We start from the raw sequence: 20385 nt of genomic DNA on the forward strand, positions 1-20385 counted from the left end.
GTCAATATTCGTCGTCTTCATCGTCCGTGTCGCCGGTCACGGGATCCGGCTCCTCGGACATTTCCGGGACCACCGCCAGCGCCGGGTCGATGCCGGCGCGCGTGAGCAATGCGACGATGTCTTCCGGCAACGGCGCCGCCCATTGGCGGAACTTGCCCGAGGTCGGATGCACCAGGCCCAGGCGCGCCGCCAGCAGCGCCTGGCGCGGGAAGACCGGCACCAGGTGAGGCTTGCCGTACAGGGAGTCGCCCACCAGCGAGAAACCCAGCGACTGCAGGTGCACACGGATCTGGTGCGTGCGCCCGGTCTCCAGGCGGCAATGCACCAGGCTGACCGGCTTGCGGTCGATCTCGCCGGTGGCCAGGCGGCGATAATGCGTCACCGCCGGCTTGGCGGTCATGCTCTGCGACACCGCCATCTTGATGCGATCGCGCGGGTGGCGCGCCATCGGCGCGTTGACCGTTCCGGAGAGATGCGGCAGGCCCCACACCAGCGCCAGGTACTGGCGCTTCATGCTGCGCCGCTGCAGCTGGCGCACCAGGTCGGTCTGCGCGGCCAGGGTCTTGGCCACCACCATCAGGCCGCTGGTCTCCTTGTCCAGCCGGTGCACGATGCCGGCGCGCGGCACCTTGGCCAGCGCCGGGCAATGATGCAGCAGGCCGTTGAGCAGCGTGCCGGTCCAGTTGCCGGCGGCCGGGTGCACCACCAGTCCGGCCGGCTTGTTCAATACGATGATGGACTTGTCCTCGTGCAGGATCTCCAGCGCCATCGGCTCGGGGCCGTAGGCATGGTCTTGCGGCGCCGGTTGCGGCGCCACTTCCACCTGCTCGTCGCCCAGCATGATCATCTTGATCTTGGCCGGGGCGCCGTTGACGGTCACGTGGCCGTCCTCGATCCATTGCTGGATGCGGCTGCGCGAGAAATCGGGGATCAGGCCGGAGAGCACCTTGTCCAGGCGCTGGCCGATGGCGTCGTCGTCCAGGCGCAGCGAAATGGGCGCCAGTCCGGCGGAGGATTCGTCGGCGGCGTCTTCGCCCTCGATGAATTCGTCATCGTCGGGCAGGTCTGTCTTTACAGCCTGTTCGGCATTTGTAATCTGAGGGGGTTTCTTACGTGACATCAGCTATAATCGCGGGATCGGGCGGGATTGTATTTCGGGGTAACCTTGCAGCCGGCTCGCAAAGGCGCTCGCGCCAGATATAGCAAAAACGGTAAGCATCCAGACAAGCACACGAAAGTCATGCACAAAATCTTATTGAAGCTCATCACCCTCGGTTTTGCCCTGTCGCTGACGGCCTGCGGCCTGCTGCCGGAGCAGAAGGACGAGACCGTAGGCTGGTCTGCATCGAAATTATACTCGGAAGCCAAGGACGAACTGAACGCCGGCGGCTATGACAAGGCGATCAAGTACTTCGAGAAGCTGGAATCGCGCTATCCGTTCGGCACTTATGCCCAGCAGGCGCAGATGGACATCGCCTACGCCTACTATCGCCAGAATGACCAGGCGCAGGGCCTGGCTGCGGTGGACCGCTTCATCAAGCTGCACCCGAACCACCAGAACGTCGACTACATGTACTACCTGCGCGGCCTGATCAACTTCAACGACCGCACCAGCATCTTCGACACCTTCACCGACCAGGACAACACCGAACGCGACCCCAAGGCCATGCGCGACGCCTTCGATTCGTTCAAGCTGCTGGCCGAACGCTTCCCCGACAGCAAGTACACGCCCGACGCCATCGCCCGCATGAAGTACCTGGTCAACGCCATGTCGCAGTACGACGTGCACGTGGCCAGCTACTACTTCCGCCGCGGCGCCTATGTCTCGGCCGCCAACCGCGCCCAGACCGCCATCAAGCAATACCCGGACGCACCGGCAAACGAAGAAGCGCTGTTCATCCTGATGCGTTCCTACGAAGCGCTGGGCCAGACCAAGCTGCGCGACGACACCGAACGCGTGATCCAGGCCACCTATCCGAACAGCACCTGGTATAACGGCGGCCCCAAGCAGAAAGCCAAGCCGTGGTGGAAGATCTGGTAATCCACGCAGACTGCCCGCCAAGCAATAAAAAAGCCTCGCAATGCGAGGCTTTTTTATTGCTTGCCGCCGTGAAGACTCAGGCTTCCAGCTTGCGGCGGAACACCCAGCTGCTCTCGGTGGAGGCATCCTCGGCGAAGGCATAGCCGTCGAGGTCGAAGCCCTTGAGCTTCTCCGGCTGGCTGATGTTCTTCAGCGCCGCGTAGCGCGCCATCAGCCCGCGCGCGCGCTTGGCGTAGAACGAGATGATCTTGTACTTGCCGCCCTTCCAGTCTTCGAACACCGGCGAGATCACCTTGGCCTTGAGCAACTTCGGCCGGACGACCTTGAAGTACTCTTCCGAGGCCAGGTTCACCAGCACCGGCGCCTTCTGCGCGGCCAGCTCGGCATTGAGCGCCTCGGTCACCTCGTTGCCCCAGAAGGCGTACAGGTCCTTGCCATGCGGGTTGGCCAGCTTGGTGCCCATTTCCAGGCGGTAAGGCTGCATCAGGTCCAGCGGGCGCAGCATGCCGTACAGGCCCGACAGGATACGCACGTGGTTCTGCACGAAATCGAGTTGCCTGGCGTTGAGCGAGGCGGCATCCAGCCCCTCGTACACATCGCCGTTGAAGGCCAGCACGGCCTGCTTGGCATTCTTCGCGCTGAACTTGCGCGACCATGCCGCGTAGCGATTCACGTTGAGCACCGCCAGTTGGTCGGAAATGCCCATCAGGCTGCCAACCTGGGCCGGCGACAATGTCTTGAGCACCTCGATCAGTTCGGCCGAGCGCGGGATGAAGCCGGGTGTGGTGTGGACGTCGGTGGTGGGCGCCGTATCGTAGTCGAGCGACTTGGCGGGAGACAAAACAATCAGCATGGGATTTCATCCAGTCAACAGGTTCGCGCAATGATACCGAAAGCTCGGCCATTGCGTGCGCCGCCGCGCCCGCGAGCCGCTGCGGTTCGCGAATTTGCCGCGCAAAGACCGCGCTGTTGCGGCTTTTGTCGCGCCGGCCCCGCTCCTACACTGTGCCAGCATCTCCCGCAGGCAGGCCGCTTCCCGCCGCCCGCGTCACGTTCCGCACTTCCACCACCGAAGGGAAACGACCATGAACTGGTTCTACGACCTGCGCATCGCCCGCAAGCTGCTCATCACCTTCGCCGCGATCCAGCTGCTGACCGCCATCCAGGGCGTGTTTTCCATCGTGCAACTGGCCAAGGTCAACCAGGCCTCGACCGATATCGCCACCGACTCCCTGCCCAGCGTGCGCTACCCGCTGGAGGCCAAGGTGGCGCTGGCGCGCATCCGCACGGTCCAGCTGCAGCACCTGCTGCCGGGCAACGAGGACAAGGTGGAGGACAACGAGAAACTGATCGCCACCCAGCTGCGCGTATTCAACGCCGCCATGGACAAGTACGCGCCGCTGACCGACACCCCGGCCGAGAAGACCAACTTCGCCGCCATCAAGGCCGACCTTGCCGCCTTCACCGCGCTGCATCAGAAGATCGCCGCCGGCGTGCGCGGGCAGAAGACCGACGAGGCGCGCGAGGTGTTGATCAAGGAAGTCACGCCGGTCTACCTGCGCCTGTTCGACACGCTCGACAAGGTGGTCGCGCTCAACGTCGAAGCCGCCGACGCCACCGACCGCGACGCCCAGGTGAACTACGAGACCGCGCGCACCATGATCATCGCCATACTGGCCTGCTGCATCGCGCTGGGGCTGCTGCTGGCGACCTGGGTCGCTCGCATCGTCTCGCGGCCGCTGCAGGACGCCATGCATGTCGCCGAGCGCGTGGCCGAAGGCGACCTGACGGTGGACATCAAACCCGCCGGCCGCGATGAGACCGGACGCCTGATGCATTCGCTCAAGGCCATGAACGACAGCCTGCTGCGCATCGTCAGCCAGGTGCGCCAGGGCACCGACACCATCAGCACCGCCTCGCGCGAGATCGCCTCCGGCAACCTGGACCTGTCTTCCCGCACCGAGCAACAAGCCAGCTCGCTGGAAGAAACCGCCTCGGCCATGGAAGAGCTCACCTCCACCGTCAAGCAGAACGCCGACAACGCGCGCCAGGCCAACCAGCTGGCCAACTCGGCCTCCGACGTCGCGGTCCAGGGCGGCAGCGTGGTCGGACAGGTGGTCGACACCATGGGCGCCATCAACGCATCCTCGCGCAAGATCGTCGACATCATCAGCGTGATCGACGGCATCGCCTTCCAGACCAACATCCTGGCGCTCAATGCGGCGGTGGAAGCCGCGCGCGCCGGCGAGCAGGGCCGCGGCTTCGCGGTGGTCGCCTCCGAGGTGCGTTCGCTGGCGCAGCGCTCGGCCTCGGCCGCCAAGGAAATCAAGTCGCTCATCGACGACTCGGTCGCCAAGGTCGACACCGGCAGCAAGCTGGTGGAGCAAGCCGGCCAGACCATGACCGAGGTGGTTTCCAGCGTGCGCCGCGTGACCGACATCGTGGGCGAGATCACCGCCGCCAGTTCCGAACAGAGCGACGGCATCGAGCAGGTCAATACGGCGATCGCGCAGATGGACGAAGTGACACAACAGAATGCGGCGCTGGTGGAAGAAGCGGCGGCCGCAGCCGGGTCGCTGCAAGACCAGGCCGAGAAATTGGCCGGTCTGGTCAGCGTCTTCAAGCTGGACCGCAGCCACGCGGCCGTCGCCGGCGCGGATGCAGCGCCGGCGCCGAGAGCGCCGGCCAGGCCGGCGGCCAAACCCGCTGCCGTCGCCAAGCCTGCGGCGCAGGCCATCCGGCACGCCCCCCGCCAAGGCGCCGGCGCTGCCGCCGAAAAAGAATGAACCGAAATCCGCGCCGACCGACGACGGCGGTTCGTGGGAGCAATTCTGAGATTTTCCGCCTCTGCGCTTCCAGCCATGTTCATGCGCCGGCTCAAGTGCGCGGCGCCGCTTGCCGTTAATCAATACAATAGCCCGATGCGGGCGCGGCGCGAAAGGTCGGCACTTGCAGCGCGCTTTGCGGTCAATGCCTGCAAGGACTACGGTGATATCGACAGCATGGGCAAAAACACAACTTCCGATCGCAGCAGCCGCGCCCCGCGGGCAAGGAGACCAACATGAAACGCGACAAGGCCCTGATGGGCGAAATCCTCAAGCAGCTCGCCTCCTTCGGCACCATCTACGGCGACGTCGAAAAGATCCAGACCGCCCTGCCCGGACACGTGGCGCCGGAGATCATCCTGCATCACCTGCGCCTGCTGCACGACCGCGGCCTGGCGGCGGTGGACATGCATAATTTCTGGCGCGTCACCGACCAGGGGTATGATGCGCTGGAACGCGGCGACAGCTTCGCCGGGCAAGGCATGCCGCCATCGGACAACCGCGGCATCGACAACTAGATCCCTGATTCAATGAGCATTCCAGCAACATCCGCTTCCGCCGCTTCTGCCGCCGCCCCCTCCGCCCAGCCCCTGCTCCAGTCCGCGCCCGTCGCCGGCGAACGCCAGCGGCTGGTGCTCGACACCAACGTGTGCCTCGATCTCTTCGTGTTCCGCGATCCGCGCTGGGCGGCGCTGCTGCAGGCGCTGGAAGACGGCAGCGTCGACGCCTACACGCGCGAGGATTGCCGCAATGAATGGCTGGTGGTGCTGGACTATCCCCACCTGCCGCTGACCGACGGCGACAAGCCGGCCGTGCGCGCCGAATTCGATCGCCTGCTGCGCTGCCTGCCGGTGGCCGAGGTCAACAGCTTCGGCCTGCCGCTGTGCACCGACCGCGACGACCAGAAATTCCTGGAGCTGGCCCTGCAATGCCGCGCCCATGTGCTGGTCAGCAAGGACAAGGCCGTGCTCAAGCTGGGCAAGCGCACGCGGCGCGCGCGCATGTTCGCCATCGTCCAGCCGCAGCACTGGCGCGCCGATGCGTTTCTCAGTCGCGACGAGCTGGCCTGACGCAGCGCAAAAATAGCCGGCGCAGAATCCGGCTAAAATATCGGCCTTGCGAAAACATCAGGATCAGGCCGCAGCAATGAGCGCTTCCAACATCGTCACCAAACTGCCCAAGGTCGGCACCACCATCTTCACCGTCATGTCCGCGCTCGCCAGCGAAAAGGGCGCGGTCAACCTTGGCCAGGGCTTCCCCGATTTCAACTGCGACCCGTCGCTGGTGCAAGCCGTCACCAACGCCATGCAGGACGGCCTGAACCAATATCCGCCGATGGCCGGCGTGCAGGTCCTGCGCGAGGCCATCGCCGACAAGGTCGAGAAGCTCTACGGCCACCGCTACGATGCCGCCAGCGAAATCACCGTCACCGCCGGCGCCACCCAGGGCATCCTGACCTCGGTGCTGTGCGCGGTGCATGCCGGCGAGGAAGTGATCGTCATCGAACCGGTGTACGACTGCTATGTGCCGGCCATCGAGCTGGCCGGCGGCATCCCGGTGTTCGTGCAGATGGATGTGGACGAGCGCGGCTACAGCATTCCCTGGGACAAGGTGAAGGCGGCCGTCACGCCCAAGACCCGCATGATCATGGTCAACACCCCGCACAACCCCACCGGCAGCGTGATGAAGGCGGCCGACGTGGCGGCGCTGGCCGACATCGTGCGCGGCACCGACATCCTGATCCTGTCCGACGAAGTCTACGAACACATGGTCTACGACGGCGCCCCGCACGAGTCGCTGGCGCGCCATCCCGAACTGGCCGCGCGCACCTTCATCAACTCCAGCTTCGGCAAGACCTACCACGTCACCGGCTGGAAGGTCGGCTTCGTCGCCGCGCCCGCCGCGATGACCGCCGAATTCCGCAAGGTGCACCAGTTCAACGTCTTCACCGTCAACACCCCGGTGCAATACGGCCTGGCCGCCTACATGAAGGATCCGTCGCCCTATCTCGAGCTGCCGGCCTTCTACCAGAAGAAGCGCGACCTGTTCCGCGACGGCCTGGCCGCCACCCGCTTCGAGTTGCTGCCCTCCGAGGGCACCTACTTCCAGTGCGTGAAATACGGCGCCATCTCGGCGCTCTCCGAGGCCGAGTTCTGCAAGTGGCTGACCACCGAGATCGGCGTGGCCGCGATCCCGGTCTCGGCCTTCTACAACACGCCGCGGGAGTCGGGCATCGTGCGCTTCTGCTTCGCCAAGAAGGACGAGACGCTGCGCCTGGCGCTGGACCGCCTGGCCAAGCTCTGAGCGCGGCCATCGGCACACCCGGCAAAGGCGTCTTCGGACGCCTTTTTCCATTGCGCTTTGCTATCATCACCCCGCCCGACCGATCCGGGGCGCCACCCAACAAGAACCGCAGACCATGACCGCAGAACTGAAGGCAGCACGCCACGACGCCACCCTGGCCATCACCCTCTCCAACCCCGGCCGCGGCAATGCGCTCGATGCCGCCATGCTGGTGGCGGCCATCGAGACGCTGTCGACGGTGGAGCGTGACGAATCGGTGCGCGCGGTGGTGCTGTGCGGCGCCGATGGCCAGTTCAGCCTCGGCCTGGACTGGCCCAAGGATGCCGCGCAGCGGCTGGCGGCGCTGGAGAGCCTGCACAGCCTGATCGACATGCTGCGCAATTTCCCCAAGCCGGTGATCGCCGCGGTCGACGGCGCGGCGACCGACGCCGGCCTGGCGCTGGCCCTGGCCTGCGACCTGTTGGTGGCGACGCGCCAGGCGCAGTTCGGCATCTCGGCCGCGCAGCGCGGCATATGGGCCAACGGCGGCGCCGGCTGGCTGCTGGCGCAAGCGTTGCCGCCCGCGCTGCTGGCTGAACTGCATTTCGACGCCACGCCGCTGGGCGCGCCGCGCCTGCACGCGGCCGGCGCCGTCAATCGGCTGGCCGCCGACGGCCGGGCGCTGGAAGAAGCAATGGATTGGGCCGAGCGCATGACGGCGCAAGTCCCGGCGCCGGCGGTCGAGCGGTTGAAGGAGATGCTGCATGAGGCGCGCAGCGTGTCGCTGGGCGAACACTTCAACGGCGAGAAGCGCCGGCTGGCCGGGCAGCGCGGCTGAAGCGCCATCCACCGCGCGCCGCAGCCGGGCGCGCGCCTGCAGCCGCCGCGCCCTTCCGCTACACTAGCCGGCGAAAGATACGGCGCCTCTGCCCGACCAATTCCCACTCAAGGACAACCATGATCGACGTCTACAGCTGGGCCACGCCCAATGGCCACAAGGTTCACATCATGCTGGAAGAATGCGGCCTGCCCTATGCCGCCCACGCCATCGATATCGGCGCCGGCGACCAGTTCACGCCGCAGTTCCTGAAGATCTCCCCGAACAACAAGATCCCCGCCATCGTCGATCCGGATGGTCCGGACGGCGAACCGATCTCGCTGTTCGAGTCCGGCGCCATCCTGATCTACCTGGCGGGCAAGACCGGCCGCCTGCTCGGCAACACCGACCGCGAAAAGTATGAAGTGCTGCAATGGGTGATGTTCCAGATGGGCGGCCTGGGACCGATGCTGGGCCAGGCCCACCATTTCCGCATCTACGCGCCGCAGCAGATCGAGTACGCGGTCAACCGCTACAGCAACGAGGCCAAGCGCCTCTACCAGGTGATGGACAAGCAGCTGGCCCAGCACGCCTACCTGGCCGGCGAGGAATACACCATCGCCGACATCGCCAGCTTCCCATGGACGCGCTCGCACAAGAACCAGGGCATCGACCTGGCCGACTATCCCAACGTGCAGCGCTGGTTCGACGCCATCAGCGCGCGCCCGGCGGTGCAGCGCGGCGTGGCGGTGCTGGCCGACAAGCGCAAGCCGCTCACCGACGAGAAGGCTAAGGACCTCTTGTTCGGCAGCGGCCAGTACCAGAAACGCTGATCAAAAACAGGACGGCCGATGCCGGCCGGCATCAGTACGAGACGGGCGCCACCACGCAACGGTCGCGCCCGTTTTCCTTAGCCCGGTAGAGCGCATCGTCGCTCTCGCGCAGCACCGTCTCCTGGCTCGGCGAACCGGCGTGCATGATGGCGATGCCGACCGACAGCGTCACCGCGATCAAGCGGCCGTCCAGCGCCAGCGGTTGCGCGGCGAAGCTGCGCTGCAGCCGCTGGACGAAGCCGACCGCCACCTCGGCGTCGGCATCGGCCAGGATCACGGCGAACTCCTCGCCGCCGAAGCGGCCGACGGTATCGCTCTTGCGCAGCTGGGCCTTGAGCACGTCGGCGAAATTCTTCAGCACCAGGTCGCCGATGGCGTGCCCGTAGGTGTCGTTGACGCTCTTGAAGTGGTCGAGGTCGCACATCAGCACCGCCGCGCGGCCGTTGGCGTTGCGCTGCAGGCGTCCGTGCTCCTCCTCCATCCGCTTCATGAAGTAGCGGCGGTTGGGCAGGTGGGTGAGGAAGTCGGTGAGCGCAAACTCCTGCAGCTCAAGTTCGATCGCCTTGCTCTCGCTGACGTCGCTGACGAAGCCGTGCCACAGCACCGTGCCGTCGCCCAGCCGGCGCGGGCGCGCGTGACCGCGCAGCCAGCGCATGGCCAGGCCCGGCGGCGTCACCCGGTATTCCAGGCGCCAGTGCGCGGCGCCGTCGACGATGGACTGGCGCGAGGCCAGGTACAGCGGCAGGTCGTCCGGATGCATGATGGTGTCGATCAGCGCGGCGTCGGCCAGCAGTTGCTCGGGCGACAGGCCGTAGGTCTCGCGCGCGCCTTCGCTGACATAAGTGAAATAGCCCTCCTCGCCCGGCGGCACCCGGTACTGGAAGGCCATGCCGGGAATCTCGCTGGTGAGGTCGGCCAGCAGCTGGCTGCTCTTGCGCAGCTTGTCGGTCAGCAGCTTGACCTCGGTGATGTCGGTGGTGGTGCCGATCATACGCAGCGCATTGCCCTCGGCGTCGCGCGCCACTACCTTGCCGCGGCTGCTGACCCATTTGTAGCCGCCGTCGCGGCACAGGATGCGGTGCTCGACGACGTAGGTGTCGGACTTGGCCTGGAAATGCCGGCGCATGCTCTCCTGCACATAGGGCAGGTCCTCGGGATGCACGCGCTTGTAGGCATCCTCGATGTGGTTCGACAGCTCCCAGTCCTCGTAGCCGAGAATCGCCTTCCAACCGCGCGAATAATAGATCTCGCCGGTCACCGCGTTGCGGTCCCAGATGCCGGTGCCGCTGCCTTCGATGGCCAGCGCCATGCGCTCGTCCGACGGACCGCAGCTTTCGATGGGCGGGCGCACATGGCTGGGCGCCTGCGAACGTTCAATCGACAGCATCGCCATCGACACCGCGGCGCCGACCGCCTGGCGGTAGCCGAGATCGGCATAATCGACATGAAGCGTCTTATCGGCCGGCGCGGCGGCGTCCGCGCCGCATACCACCAGGATCCCGGCCACCTCGCCGGCAAACGAGCGCAGCGGCAGCATCTCCGCCACTTCCGCGCCGTGCGCGGCCGCCACCTGCTGGAACAACGCCCAGAACTGCGGCGTGTCGGGCCGCTCGACTTCCAGCGTTTCGATCTGCTGCACATGCGGCGGCGCCATGCACGGCGCCGAACCCACGCGCATGCGGCGGGCAGCCGGGTCGAACAGGAAGATGGCGAGCGAGCGCGCCGGATAGGCTTGTGAAAATCCGCCGGCGATGCGGTCGAGCAGATGGTCGAGCGGCGCTCCGCGGGCGATGTAGGACAGGGTCGTATTGTTGAATGCGAGCGCCTTCCGGTGGAAGTCGGCATCGGCTTGGCGTGCTTGGTGGTCGAACGTCATGAGCGGTCATCGGCAGATCCGCGGCGGCGACTGCGGCCGGCCGCGCCAGCGCCCGCTGCGGCGCCATCCCCATGGCCTCGCTAACGGGCGTCCCCGCGTGCGCTGTGCGCTACGCGCCGGCACTGCCTTGGTGCAGCGCCGGATGCGATCACCTTAGCATCATCGCCGCATGCCCTGAAGGGAAATCATGCCGGATCGACAAGGGCGATGTTGTATGACAACAAATGACGTGATGATCGGAGAGGATGTAACAGGGTCGTCAGCTCAATAGCGCCGCACCAGGAATTGCGCCACGCAAACCGGCTTCTCCAGCCCTTCGCACTCGACCGTGATTTCCCAGACCAACTGCGCGCCGCCGGGAATGTCGTCCACCGAGGCCAGCACGATGATGCCGCGCACCCGCCGCCCCACCGGCAACGGCGCCGGGAAGCGCACGCGGTCCAGGCCGTAGTTCAGCAGCATCTTCACGTCGGCGCCCAGGCTGATGGCGCCGCCCAGGATCCGGGGCAACAGCGCCAGCGTCAGGAAGCCATGCGCCACCGTGCCGCCCACGGGCAACTCGCGCGCCGCCCGTTCGACGTCCACGTGTATCCACTGGTGGTCGCCGGTGGCGTCGGCGAAGCGGTTCACCTGGTCCTGCGTGATCTCGATCCACTCGCCGACCGCCACTTCCTGGCCCGCCAGCGATTTCAGTTCTTCCAGCGAAGCGATGTCGCGCATCCTGTTTTCCTTGCGTTGCGTTCGGCCTCAGGCGTCCTGCCAGACCACGCGGTTGCGGCCTTGCTGCTTGGCCATGTAGAGCCGGCGATCGGCCATCTCGATGAGTTCGCTCGTGCCCTGCTCCTCGCCCGGCACGACGCAGGCCGCACCGATGCTGACCGTCAGCCACTGGCTGGCGGGCGAACGCTCGTGCGGCACATGTTGCGACTCGACCAGCTTGCAGATCCGTTCGCCCAGGGCATGCGCGCCGTCCAGCGCGGTGCGCGGCAGGATCATGGCGAACTCCTCGCCGCCGAAGCGCGCGGAGAGGTCGGCCGGGCGCATGATGCTGCCCTCCAGCGCCTGCGCCACCTGCTTGAGCACGGCGTCGCCGGCGACGTGGCCGTAGTTGTCGTTGTAGAGCTTGAAGTAGTCGACGTCGATCAGCAGCAGCGACAGCTCCAGCTTCTCGCGCCGCGCGCGCTTCCACTCGGCGGCCAGGTAGTCGTCGAAGTAGCGGCGGTTGGCGATGCCCGTCAGGCCGTCGGTGTTGGTCAGGCGCTGCAGTTCGAAGTTGGACTGCTGCAGCTGCTGCTGGCTCTCGCGCAGCGCGCGGTAGGCGGCATCGCGCTGCAACAGGTTGATGTAGGAGCGCGAATGGTGGCGGATGCGGGCGACCAGCTCGATCACGTCGGGCAGCTTGACCATGTAGTCGTTGACGCCGCCGGCGAAGGCGTCGCGCTTGACGGTGGCGTCTTCCTTGGAGGACAGCACGATGATGGGCACATCGGCCAGCGCCGGCGTGGAGCGGTACTGGCGCACCAGCGTCATGCCATCCACGCCGGGCATCACCAGGTCTTGCAGGATGACGGTGGGCCGGGTCTTCTCCGCCACCGTCAGCGCCTCTTCGGCGCGGGTGCAGAAGTGGAAGTCGATGTTGGGCTCGCTCAGCAAGGCGCGCCGGATGGCTTCGCCCACCATGGGCTGATCGTCGACCAGCAGCACCATGATCTTGTATTCGTCTGCCGCCAGCACAGGGCCGCCGGTCTGGATGTCGGTGTGGACCGAGCTCATGTTCTTATCCTTCAGATTATTCCAGTCAAAATTCCCTGCAGCCGCGCCGCGATGCCCGTCACGGGGAGCGTCTCGACCACGGCATTGAGCGCCACCGCCGCCTTGGGCATGCCGTAGACCGCGCAACTCTTCTGGTCCTGGGCGATGGTGTGGCAGCCATCGTCGCGCAGCGCCTTCAATCCTGCAGCGCCGTCGCGCCCCATGCCGGTCAGCAGCACGCCGATGGCCCGGCCCGACCAATGCTTGGCGACGCTATGGAAAAACATGTCCACCGACGGCCGGTAGACATCGCCCGGCGAACCGCTGGCGTAGCCCAGCGTGTCGCCGCCCTTGAACACCAGGTGCTTGTTGCTGCCGGCCAGCAGCACCTCGCCGCGCTGCGGCTGGTCGCCCTCTTCGGCCAGGCGCACCTTAAGCAGGCATTGCTGTTGCAGCCATTCGGCCATGCCGGGCGCGAACGCCTCGTCGATGTGCTGCACGATCACCACCGCGCCGCCGAAGTCGCGCGGGAGCGCCTTCAGGATCACCGCCAGGGCCGCGGGACCGCCGGCCGATGCGCCCACCGCCACCAGCGGCACATCACCGCCGGCGCGCAGCGGCGATGACGACAGGGGTGGCCTGGCCGGTCGCGCCGGCGGCGCCACCGCTTCGGGCGGCAGCAAGCCGAGATTATCGATCTTTTCGATCAGCGCCGCTGCGTCGCGCTTGCCGGCCGCGCCGATCAGGGCCGGCGTCTGGGTGGCGTCGAGCGCGCCGTGGCCCAGCGCCTCGTAGATCTTGCCGGCGCTGGTGCCCATGTCGGAGGTCACGATCAGGATCGGGCACGGCGTGGCCTGCATGATGCGGCGCGTGGCCTCCACCCCATCCACCCGGGGCATGAGCAGGTCCATCAGCACCACGTCGGGCAATTGCCAGGCGCACATCTGCACCGCTTCCTCACCGTCGCGAGCGATCCAGATCAGTTCATGCCGCCCGGTCTCGGCGATCACCCGGCGCAGCACTTCCACCATCATCGGCGTGTCGTTGACGATGCCTATCCTCACGATGAAGCGTCTCCAATCAAGTCCGCGACGGCCTGCAACAGGCTCTCGTCGTGGAAACTGCTCTTGGTGAAATAGTGGTCGGCGCCGGCTTCCAGCCCGCGCTGCCTATCCTCTTCACGGTCCTTGTAGGACACGATCATCACCGGCAGCGACTGCAGGCTGGGCGCGCCGCGGATCAGCGTGACCAGCTCGATGCCGTCCATGCGCGGCATGTCGATGTCGGTGATGACGAGGTCGAAACGTTCGGTGCGCACGGCATTCCAGCCGTCCATGCCGTCCACCGCCACGGTAACCTGGTAGCCGCGGTTGGACAGCAGCTTGCGCTCCAGCTCGCGCACGGTGAGCGAGTCGTCCACCACCAGCACCTTCTTGCGCGTCTCGATCGCGCTCTGGCCGGCGCCATCCTGGTGCACCGATTCCAGCCGTCCGGACGAGGTCAGCTTTTCCACCGAACGCACCATGTCGGCCACGTCCAGGATCAGCAAGGGATCGCCGTCTTCCATCAGCGCGCCGGCCAGCACGTCGGGCACCTTGCCCAGGCGCGCGTCGAGCGGCTGCACCACCAGCATGCGCTCGCCCAGGAAGGCGTCCACCGCCAGTCCGTAGGTATGTTCATGGTCGCCGATCACCACCACGCACACGCTGCCGTCGCGCGCCCGCCATTCGCCCTTTTGCAGGATCTGGTGCGCGCTGACCAGGCCGACCTGGCGACCGTCATGCGTAAAGTGCTGGTAGCCCTCCAGCGTCTGCAAGGCCTCGGTGGGCAGGCGCAGCGTGCGGTTCACGTAGGCCAGCGGGAAGGCGTAGGGTTCGCCGCCGATCTCCACCAGCAGGCTGCGGATCACCGACAGCGTCAGCGGCAGCTGCATCAGGAAGCGCGTGCCGCGGCCGGGCTTGGTGACGATGCGGATGGTGCCGCGCACCTGCTTCAACATGTCCGCCACCACGTCCAGCCCGACGCCGCGGCCGGAGATCTCGGTCACGGTGTCGCGCAGGCTGAAGCTGGGCAACAGCAGGAACTCCAGCAGCTCGGCCTCGGACAGGCGCGCCGCCGTTTCTTCATTGGACAGCTTGCGCGCCACCACCGCCTGGCGCAAGCGCTCCAGGTCGATGCCGCCGCCGTCGTCGGACACCTCGATGAGCAGCATGCCGGCGCTGTGGCGCGCCTCCAGCCGCACCAGGCCCTGCTCGGGCTTGCCGGCGGCGGCGCGCGCGGCCGGGCTCTCGATGCCGTGGTCGACCGCATTGCGCAGCAGGTGACCGATCGGCGCATCCAGCTTTTCCAGGATGTCGCGATCGATCTGGGTGGCATTGCCGGAAATCTCCAGCCGCACCGGCTTGCCCAGCGCGTTGCCGACGTCGCGCAACATGCGCGCAAAGCCGCCGGTGCCGTCGGAAAACGGCCGCATGCGGCAGGCCAGCGCCTCGTCGTACAAGCGTTGCGAAAGATTGACCGAACGGCGGTCGAATGCTTCCAGCTCGTTCAACTGGTCGCCCAGCAGATGCTGGTTCTGCTGCATCAGCGCGCGCAGTTCGGACAGCGCCGACAACGCCAGCTCGTCGGCGCTGGCGGACGACAGCTTCTGCTGCAGCTGGTCGAGCGCTTGCATGGCCTCGCGCTGCACCCGCTTCATGCGCAGCATGCCGGCCGAGAACGGCTTGAGCCGACGCGATTCGACCAGCGACTCGCCGGACAGGCTCAGCAAACGGTCCAGGCTTTCCGCGCTCACCCGCACGGCGCGCGACGCGGCCTGCGGCAAGCCGGCCGGCGCCGACGGCTGCGCCGGTTCCGGTTCAGGTTCGGGCTGGAGCACCGGCGCGGCGGCAGGCAATACCGGCGCCGTGGCCGGCGGCGCGCTTGCGGCTGCCGGCCACGGTGGCGCTTCGCCGCCGCTCATCACCGCCGCCAGAGCGGCCATGAAAGCCGCAACCTCGGCCGAGCCGGCATGTTCGGCCCAGGCTTCGTCGCCGTCCGGCGGACTGGCGATGCGCCCCAGCAGGTCGGCGCCGCGCAGCAGCACGTCGATGTGTTTCTTTTGCAGCGCCAGCTTGCCTTGCTGGGCCAGCACGAAGCAGTCTTCCAGCACGTGCGCGATCTTCACGGCGCTGTCCAGCCCGACGATGCGGGCCGCGCCCTTGAGCGAATGGCCGGCCCGCATGCAGGCCTCCAGGTGCTCGGGCTGGGCCGGATTGTTCTCCAGCTCCAGCAGGCTGGCGTTGAGCAGCTGGATCTGGCTCTCCGCCTCGAAGCGGAACAGGTCCAGCATGGACATCTGGCTCAGGTCGGGCGTACTCATGTCATGCTCCGATTGAGCGCATAGAACAGCAGGCCGTGGTCCAGCAGCCCGATCTTCCGACCGCGCCAGTCCAGCAGGCCCTGCGTATATTGGGTGGCCGCATGCGCCAGCGTGGTCGGCGCCGCGCCGACGTCCTGCGCATCGTAGCGATGCACGCCGGCCACTTCATCGACCGGGAACACCAGGATCTGCCCCTCATGCATGGCCACCAGCAGATGCTGGCCGGTCGCCTTGGCGCTCGCGCCGCCGACCTGGAACAGGCGCGCCAGCGACACGCAGATGCGCAGCGCGCCGCGGATATTGAGCACGCCGAGCACGGCCTGGTTGCGCTGGTGCGGCAGGCTGTGCACGGCGCGCGCGTCGGCCACCTCGTTGACCACCGTGGTGGCCAGCGCCAGCCACTCCTCGCCGATGCGAAACACCAGCGCCGATTCGCTGTAGCCGAAGTCCCTGGCCTGCGTCTCATGCGCCGCGAGCGATGGCGAATCGGCCCATTCGCGGGCCAGCGCTTCCGAAGTGGACACGCGGTCCAGCACATACCCCGCGGCATCGGATCCGCTGCGTTTGATGTCAGCCATGTGCGCTCTCCTGCGGCCTGGATGACTTTTCGGCGCGTTCTGCGCGCTGGCGCATGCTGCGCGCGCCGGTCGCGTCGCCCTGCGCCTGCAGCAGCGCGGCCAGGTGCAGCAGCGCCTCGTGGTGCGCGGGCTGCAGGTAGATCGCCTTGCGGTAGCAGCGCTGGGCGGCGGCGGCGTCGCCGCCGGCGTCCTCGATCAATCCCATCAGGTAGAAGGCATCGGCGCTGGCCCCCTCCTCGCGCAGCGCCTGCTCGCACAGTTCGCCGGCGCGCGCGAAGTCGCCCTGGTTGGCCAGTTGGCGGGCGCGATCGAGCAGCCGTTGCGGCACGTGCGCTTCAGGCGGCATGCGCTGCGTCGCAACCGCAACCGCAGCCGAGGCTGCGCGACGCGCGACCGGCAACGCCGGCGCAGCCAGCGGCGCGACGGGCCTGGGCGGCGGCGCGACGGCCGGCCGTTCCTCGGGCAGCCGCTTGCGGAAACCGAAGGCCAGCGCAATGCCGGCCGACGCCAGGCGCGGGCTGAGCATAATGCCGCCCTCGGCCGGGCCGACGAAGATGTAGGCGTCGTCCTTCATCAGGCGCTCCAGCAGCGCCACCACCTGCAGCTGCACCTCGCGCTCGAAGTAGATCAGCACGTTGCGGCACAGGATGAAATCGTAGGGTTCGCTGTTGCGCATGAAATCCGGCGTCAGGATATTGCCGGGCGAGAAACGCACCTGCGCCTTGACGCGCTCGTCGATGCGCCAGTCGCCCTCATGCCGGGTGAAATAGGCGTCGCGGAAAGCCAGTTCGCGACCGCGGAAGGAATTGCGGCCGTACACGCCCTCGGCGGCGATTTCCAGCGAGCGCGTGCGGATGTCGACGGCGTCGATCCGGAACATCGAGGCCGGCACGCCGGCATCGAACAAGGCCATGGCCACCGAATACGGCTCCTCGCCGGTGGAGCACGGCAGGCTCAGGATACGGATCTGGCCGGCCGGCATCGACGCCAGCTTCTCGCGCGCCAGGCGGGCCACCGCCAGCATGGCTTCGCGGTCGCGGAAGAACCAGGTCTCTGGCACCACCGCCAGCTCGATCAGTCGCTGCAGTTCGGCGCCGGAGTTGAGCAGTTCGGCCAGGTAGAGCTGATCGTCGTCGATCTGCAGCGCCGCCATGCGTTCGCGCACCACGCGCTCGATCAGGCTGCTGCCGACGGTGGCCATGTCCAGGCCCATTGCGCCCTTGAGCGTGTCGGCGATGGCGTCCAGGTTTTTCATGCGCCCTCCTCCTGCGCCTGGGCGGCATCCGGATACAGCAGCGCGCGGGTCGGCTCGTCCAGCAATTCGTCCACCTTGACCCATTGCAGCAGGCTGTCCTGATGGCGCATCACCGGCCCCAGGTAGCGCGCGTCTTCGTTGGAGATGCCGGAGTCGAGGAAGTCGTCGGGATCGCAGCGCAGCGTGTCGGTCGCCTGCTCCAGCAGGAGACCCAGCAATTGGGGCGCGCGGCCGGCCGGCGCATAGTGCGCCAGCACCAGGCGCGTGCTCACGCGGATGGCGGCCGGCCGGCCCAGGGCCAGCATCGGCAGGTCGATCACCGGCACATGCGCGGCGCCGTAGCTGAACAGCCCGCGCACCCAGGGCGGCGTGCCGGGCAGCGCCTTGCATTGCGCCAGCGACAGCACCACGGCCACGTCCGACGCCTGCAAGGCGTAGCGGTCGCGGCCGATGCTAAACAGCAGGAACAGTTTCTGTGTCATGGCAGGACGAGAGTGGGCCCGGATACGGTCGCGTTCAGCCCGCCACCTTGAAGCGCGACACGCCGTTGCGCAGCTCGTTGGACACCAGCGTCAACTCCTCGATCGCCTGACTGGACTGCTGCAGGGACTCCACCGTCTGCTGCGCGGCTTCGGACAGCTGCACCAGCGCCTGGTTGATCTGCTCGGCGCTGTTGGCCTGGGCCTGCATGCCCTCGTTGACCATCTGGAAGCGCGGCGCCAGCGCCTGCACCTGGGCGATGATCTGCGACAGCTGGCCGCCGGCGCTCTGCACTTCCTGCATGCCGCGGCGCACCTGGTCGGAGAACTTGTCCATGCCCATCACGCCGGCGGCGACGGCCGACTGGATTTCCTTGACCATCACTTCGATATCGTAGGTCGCCACCGCGGTCTGGTCGGCCAGGCGGCGGATCTCGGTGGCCACCACCGAGAAGCCGCGGCCGTGCTCGCCGGCCTTCTCGGCTTCGATGGCGGCGTTCAGCGACAGCAGGTTGGTCTGGTCGGCCACCTTGGTGATGGTGGTGACCACCTGGTTGATGTTGCCGGCCTTCTCGTTGAGGATGGCCAGCTTGGCGCTGACCGAGCCGGCCGCGTCCATCACGCTTTGCATGGTGTCTTCCATGCGCGTCAGGCCGGCCTGGCCGTTGCCGGCCAGGTTCGAGGTCTGCTCGGAGACTACCGACACCTCGCTCATGGTGCGCACCAGGTCGCGCGAGGTGGCGAAGATCTCGCGCGAAGTGGCGCCGATCTCGGTGGTGGTGGCCGCGGTCTCGGCGGCGGTGGCCTGCTGCTGCTTGGAAGTGGCGGCGATCTCGGTCACCGAGGTGGCCACCTGGGCCGAGGATTTCTGCGCCTGGCCCACCAGCGAAGTCAGGTCATCGGTCATGCGGTTGAAGCCGGAAGCAAGGTGGCCGAACTCGTCGACGCTGTCGAGCTGCAGGCGACGCGAGAAGTCGCCCGAACGCATGATGTCGAGAATGGCCATCAGCTTTTGCAGCGGTTCATTGATGGCGCGCATCAGGAAGAAGCCGCACACCAGCGCCGCCAACAGCGCCGCCATCAGCGACACCAGCATGGCGAACTGGGCCGAGGTGACCGCATCCGAAATGCTGGAGGCGGCGTCGTCGGCGATCGCCTTGTTCTTCTCCACCATGCGCTGGGTCAGTTGGTAGGCCAGGCGCCATTGCGGGCGCACTTGTTCATTGATGACCTTGTCGATGGCGTCGCGCTGGCTGAAATCCATCTTCAGCACCTCGGTCATCATGGCGCGATACTTCTGGCGCGCCTCCTTGAATTCGGTGAAGACCTTGCGATCGTCGTCGGTGAAGACGGTCTTGTCGTAGTCTTCCTGCAGCCGGTCGAGGCGCTCGCCGTTACGGCGCAGCAGCGCAATGCTGCCCTGGCGCTCGGCGTCGGTCTTGTCGATCTGGGCGATCTGCTGGCCCATCAGCAGGTTCTCGTACCAGGCCGCGTTGATCATCGTGCTGTAGTAGAGCCCTGGAGTCGAATCCTGCCGCAGGCTGTTGGCGCTCTTCTGGATGTGGGACAGGTTGAAGGCCGAGATGCCGGCCATCAGCGCCATCAGGATGAGAATGAGCGTAAAGCTTCCGAGTATGCGTTGCTTGATCGTCCAGTTCTTCATACGCAGGCTTTCTTGGTATTGGTGTGCTTGTGCGGGGGCGACGGCCGGCTCGCACATTCCGGGCGCCACCGGATGATGTCATCCGATTAGCAAATCATTGAGATTATGATCGAAAGGTTTCGATATGACCATCGCCCTCCGCACCGGCCCCGGCGTTTTCATTTCGACAACATGCACCTGAGCTGCAAATGAAAACGGCGCCCTGCGGGACGCCGTTTTCATGCTCGCCCGCCGGATCACCCCGGCATGGGCTTGTTGTCGTTGAGGTCGAGGAAGCCCTTGATCAGGCGATAGGCCTTCCAGATCCAGGCCAGCGTCCAGACCAGGATGGCCAGCGGGATGCCCACCACGGTGACCCACACAAGGCCGCCGGCGAACATCCAGAACAGATACCACCAGAACGAGCGTATCTGCCAGCGATGGTGGCTCAGGACGAAGGTGTCGCGGGCGTCGTCGCGCTTGATGTAGTTCACGATCAGCGGCAGCCAGGACAGCATGCCCAGCGAAAACGCCAGGCAGACGCCGTGGAAGATGTAGAGCCAGCGGGCCAGCTCCTTGGCCGATTGCGTCTTGTCGTCGAACACCAGTTCCTGGCTCATCGCGTCTCCTGTGCGTGGTCTGT

19 protein-coding genes are annotated in these 20385 nt (G+C 66.6%); 7 read left to right on the plus strand and 12 right to left on the minus strand.

The features are described 5' to 3' along the window. Nucleotide 1: 1 nt before the first annotated feature. The gene (locus Herbaro_RS14035) at nt 2–1120 is read right to left on the minus strand and encodes an RluA family pseudouridine synthase (protein WP_275010243.1); all 1119 of its coding nucleotides are present in this window, start codon (nt 1118–1120) and stop codon (nt 2–4) included. Between the two features lie 120 nt (nt 1121–1240). Between Herbaro_RS14035 and Herbaro_RS14040 the strand changes: the two genes are divergently transcribed. Next, nucleotides 1241–2041: an outer membrane protein assembly factor BamD gene (locus Herbaro_RS14040; RefSeq protein ID WP_275010244.1), complete on the plus strand. Its 801-nt coding sequence runs from the start codon at nt 1241–1243 to the stop codon at nt 2039–2041. Nucleotides 2042–2117: 76 nt separating this feature from the next. Here the strand turns inward: Herbaro_RS14040 and yaaA are convergent, their stop codons facing one another. Next, nucleotides 2118–2894: a peroxide stress protein YaaA gene (gene yaaA, locus Herbaro_RS14045; protein ID WP_275010245.1), complete on the minus strand. Its 777-nt coding sequence runs from the start codon at nt 2892–2894 to the stop codon at nt 2118–2120. A gap of 232 nt (nt 2895–3126) precedes the next feature. On the opposite strand from yaaA, the gene Herbaro_RS14050 reads away from it, so the two are divergent. The 6 genes from Herbaro_RS14050 (at nt 3127) to Herbaro_RS14075 (ending at nt 8799) form a co-directional block, all read left to right on the plus strand. Next, the gene (locus Herbaro_RS14050; RefSeq protein ID WP_275010246.1) at nt 3127–4827 is read left to right on the plus strand and encodes a methyl-accepting chemotaxis protein; all 1701 of its coding nucleotides are present in this window, start codon (nt 3127–3129) and stop codon (nt 4825–4827) included. Nucleotides 4828–5102: 275 nt separating this feature from the next. Further along, nucleotides 5103–5384 (plus strand): hypothetical protein, encoded by a 282-nt coding sequence (locus tag Herbaro_RS14055; protein WP_275010247.1) that lies wholly within the window; start codon nt 5103–5105, stop codon nt 5382–5384. 12 nt (nt 5385–5396) lie between these two features. After that, the gene (locus Herbaro_RS14060; protein WP_275010248.1) at nt 5397–5936 is read left to right on the plus strand and encodes a PIN domain-containing protein; all 540 of its coding nucleotides are present in this window, start codon (nt 5397–5399) and stop codon (nt 5934–5936) included. 76 nt (nt 5937–6012) lie between these two features. Beyond that, nucleotides 6013–7170 carry a pyridoxal phosphate-dependent aminotransferase gene (locus tag Herbaro_RS14065; protein WP_275010249.1) on the plus strand — a complete coding sequence of 386 codons (1158 nt, stop codon included), beginning with the start codon at nt 6013–6015 and terminating at the stop codon, nt 7168–7170. 115 nt (nt 7171–7285) lie between these two features. Next, nucleotides 7286–7987: an enoyl-CoA hydratase-related protein gene (locus Herbaro_RS14070; RefSeq protein WP_275010250.1), complete on the plus strand. Its 702-nt coding sequence runs from the start codon at nt 7286–7288 to the stop codon at nt 7985–7987. A 119-nt stretch (nt 7988–8106) separates the two neighbouring features. Continuing rightward, a complete protein-coding gene (locus Herbaro_RS14075) occupies nt 8107–8799 on the plus strand; it encodes a glutathione binding-like protein (protein ID WP_275010251.1) in 693 nt (230 codons plus the stop codon). A 31-nt stretch (nt 8800–8830) separates the two neighbouring features. Here Herbaro_RS14075 and Herbaro_RS14080 read toward each other — a convergent pair whose 3' ends face one another. The 10 genes from Herbaro_RS14080 to Herbaro_RS14125 all read right to left on the minus strand — a co-directional run bounded on the left by Herbaro_RS14080 (nt 8831) and on the right by Herbaro_RS14125 (nt 20362). Further along, on the minus strand, nt 8831–10675 hold the full coding sequence (locus Herbaro_RS14080; RefSeq protein ID WP_275010252.1) for a sensor domain-containing diguanylate cyclase: 1845 nt from the start codon (nt 10673–10675) through the stop codon (nt 8831–8833). Between the two features lie 264 nt (nt 10676–10939). Beyond that, entirely contained in the window at nt 10940–11395 is a 456-nt protein-coding gene (locus Herbaro_RS14085; RefSeq protein WP_275010253.1) for a MaoC family dehydratase, read from the minus strand. Nucleotides 11396–11422: 27 nt separating this feature from the next. Continuing rightward, nucleotides 11423–12448, minus strand: coding sequence for a diguanylate cyclase (locus tag Herbaro_RS14090; protein ID WP_275010254.1), 1026 nt, complete (start codon nt 12446–12448; stop codon nt 11423–11425). Nucleotides 12449–12459: 11 nt separating this feature from the next. Then, on the minus strand, nt 12460–13491 hold the full coding sequence (gene cheB, locus Herbaro_RS14095) for a chemotaxis response regulator protein-glutamate methylesterase (RefSeq protein WP_275010255.1): 1032 nt from the start codon (nt 13489–13491) through the stop codon (nt 12460–12462). Next, the gene (locus Herbaro_RS14100) at nt 13488–15788 is read right to left on the minus strand and encodes a hybrid sensor histidine kinase/response regulator (RefSeq protein ID WP_275010256.1); all 2301 of its coding nucleotides are present in this window, start codon (nt 15786–15788) and stop codon (nt 13488–13490) included. The genes cheB and Herbaro_RS14100 overlap by 4 nt, the downstream gene beginning before the upstream one ends. Continuing rightward, the gene (locus Herbaro_RS14105) at nt 15785–16366 is read right to left on the minus strand and encodes a chemotaxis protein CheW (RefSeq protein ID WP_275010257.1); all 582 of its coding nucleotides are present in this window, start codon (nt 16364–16366) and stop codon (nt 15785–15787) included. Before Herbaro_RS14105 ends, Herbaro_RS14100 begins: the two co-directional genes overlap by 4 nt. After that, nucleotides 16359–17621 (minus strand): CheR family methyltransferase, encoded by a 1263-nt coding sequence (locus tag Herbaro_RS14110; protein WP_275010258.1) that lies wholly within the window; start codon nt 17619–17621, stop codon nt 16359–16361. Before Herbaro_RS14110 ends, Herbaro_RS14105 begins: the two co-directional genes overlap by 8 nt. Then, a complete protein-coding gene (locus tag Herbaro_RS14115; RefSeq protein WP_275010259.1) occupies nt 17618–18103 on the minus strand; it encodes a chemotaxis protein CheW in 486 nt (161 codons plus the stop codon). Before Herbaro_RS14115 ends, Herbaro_RS14110 begins: the two co-directional genes overlap by 4 nt. A 34-nt stretch (nt 18104–18137) precedes the next feature. Further along, nucleotides 18138–19763, minus strand: coding sequence for a methyl-accepting chemotaxis protein (locus Herbaro_RS14120; RefSeq protein ID WP_275010260.1), 1626 nt, complete (start codon nt 19761–19763; stop codon nt 18138–18140). 236 nt (nt 19764–19999) lie between these two features. Beyond that, a complete protein-coding gene (locus tag Herbaro_RS14125; protein WP_275010261.1) occupies nt 20000–20362 on the minus strand; it encodes a DUF4870 family protein in 363 nt (120 codons plus the stop codon). Nucleotides 20363–20385 lie beyond the last annotated feature (23 nt).

The sequence above is a fragment of the Herbaspirillum sp. WKF16 genome (assembly GCF_028993615.1).
Lineage (GTDB): Bacteria > Pseudomonadota > Gammaproteobacteria > Burkholderiales > Burkholderiaceae_D > Herbaspirillum.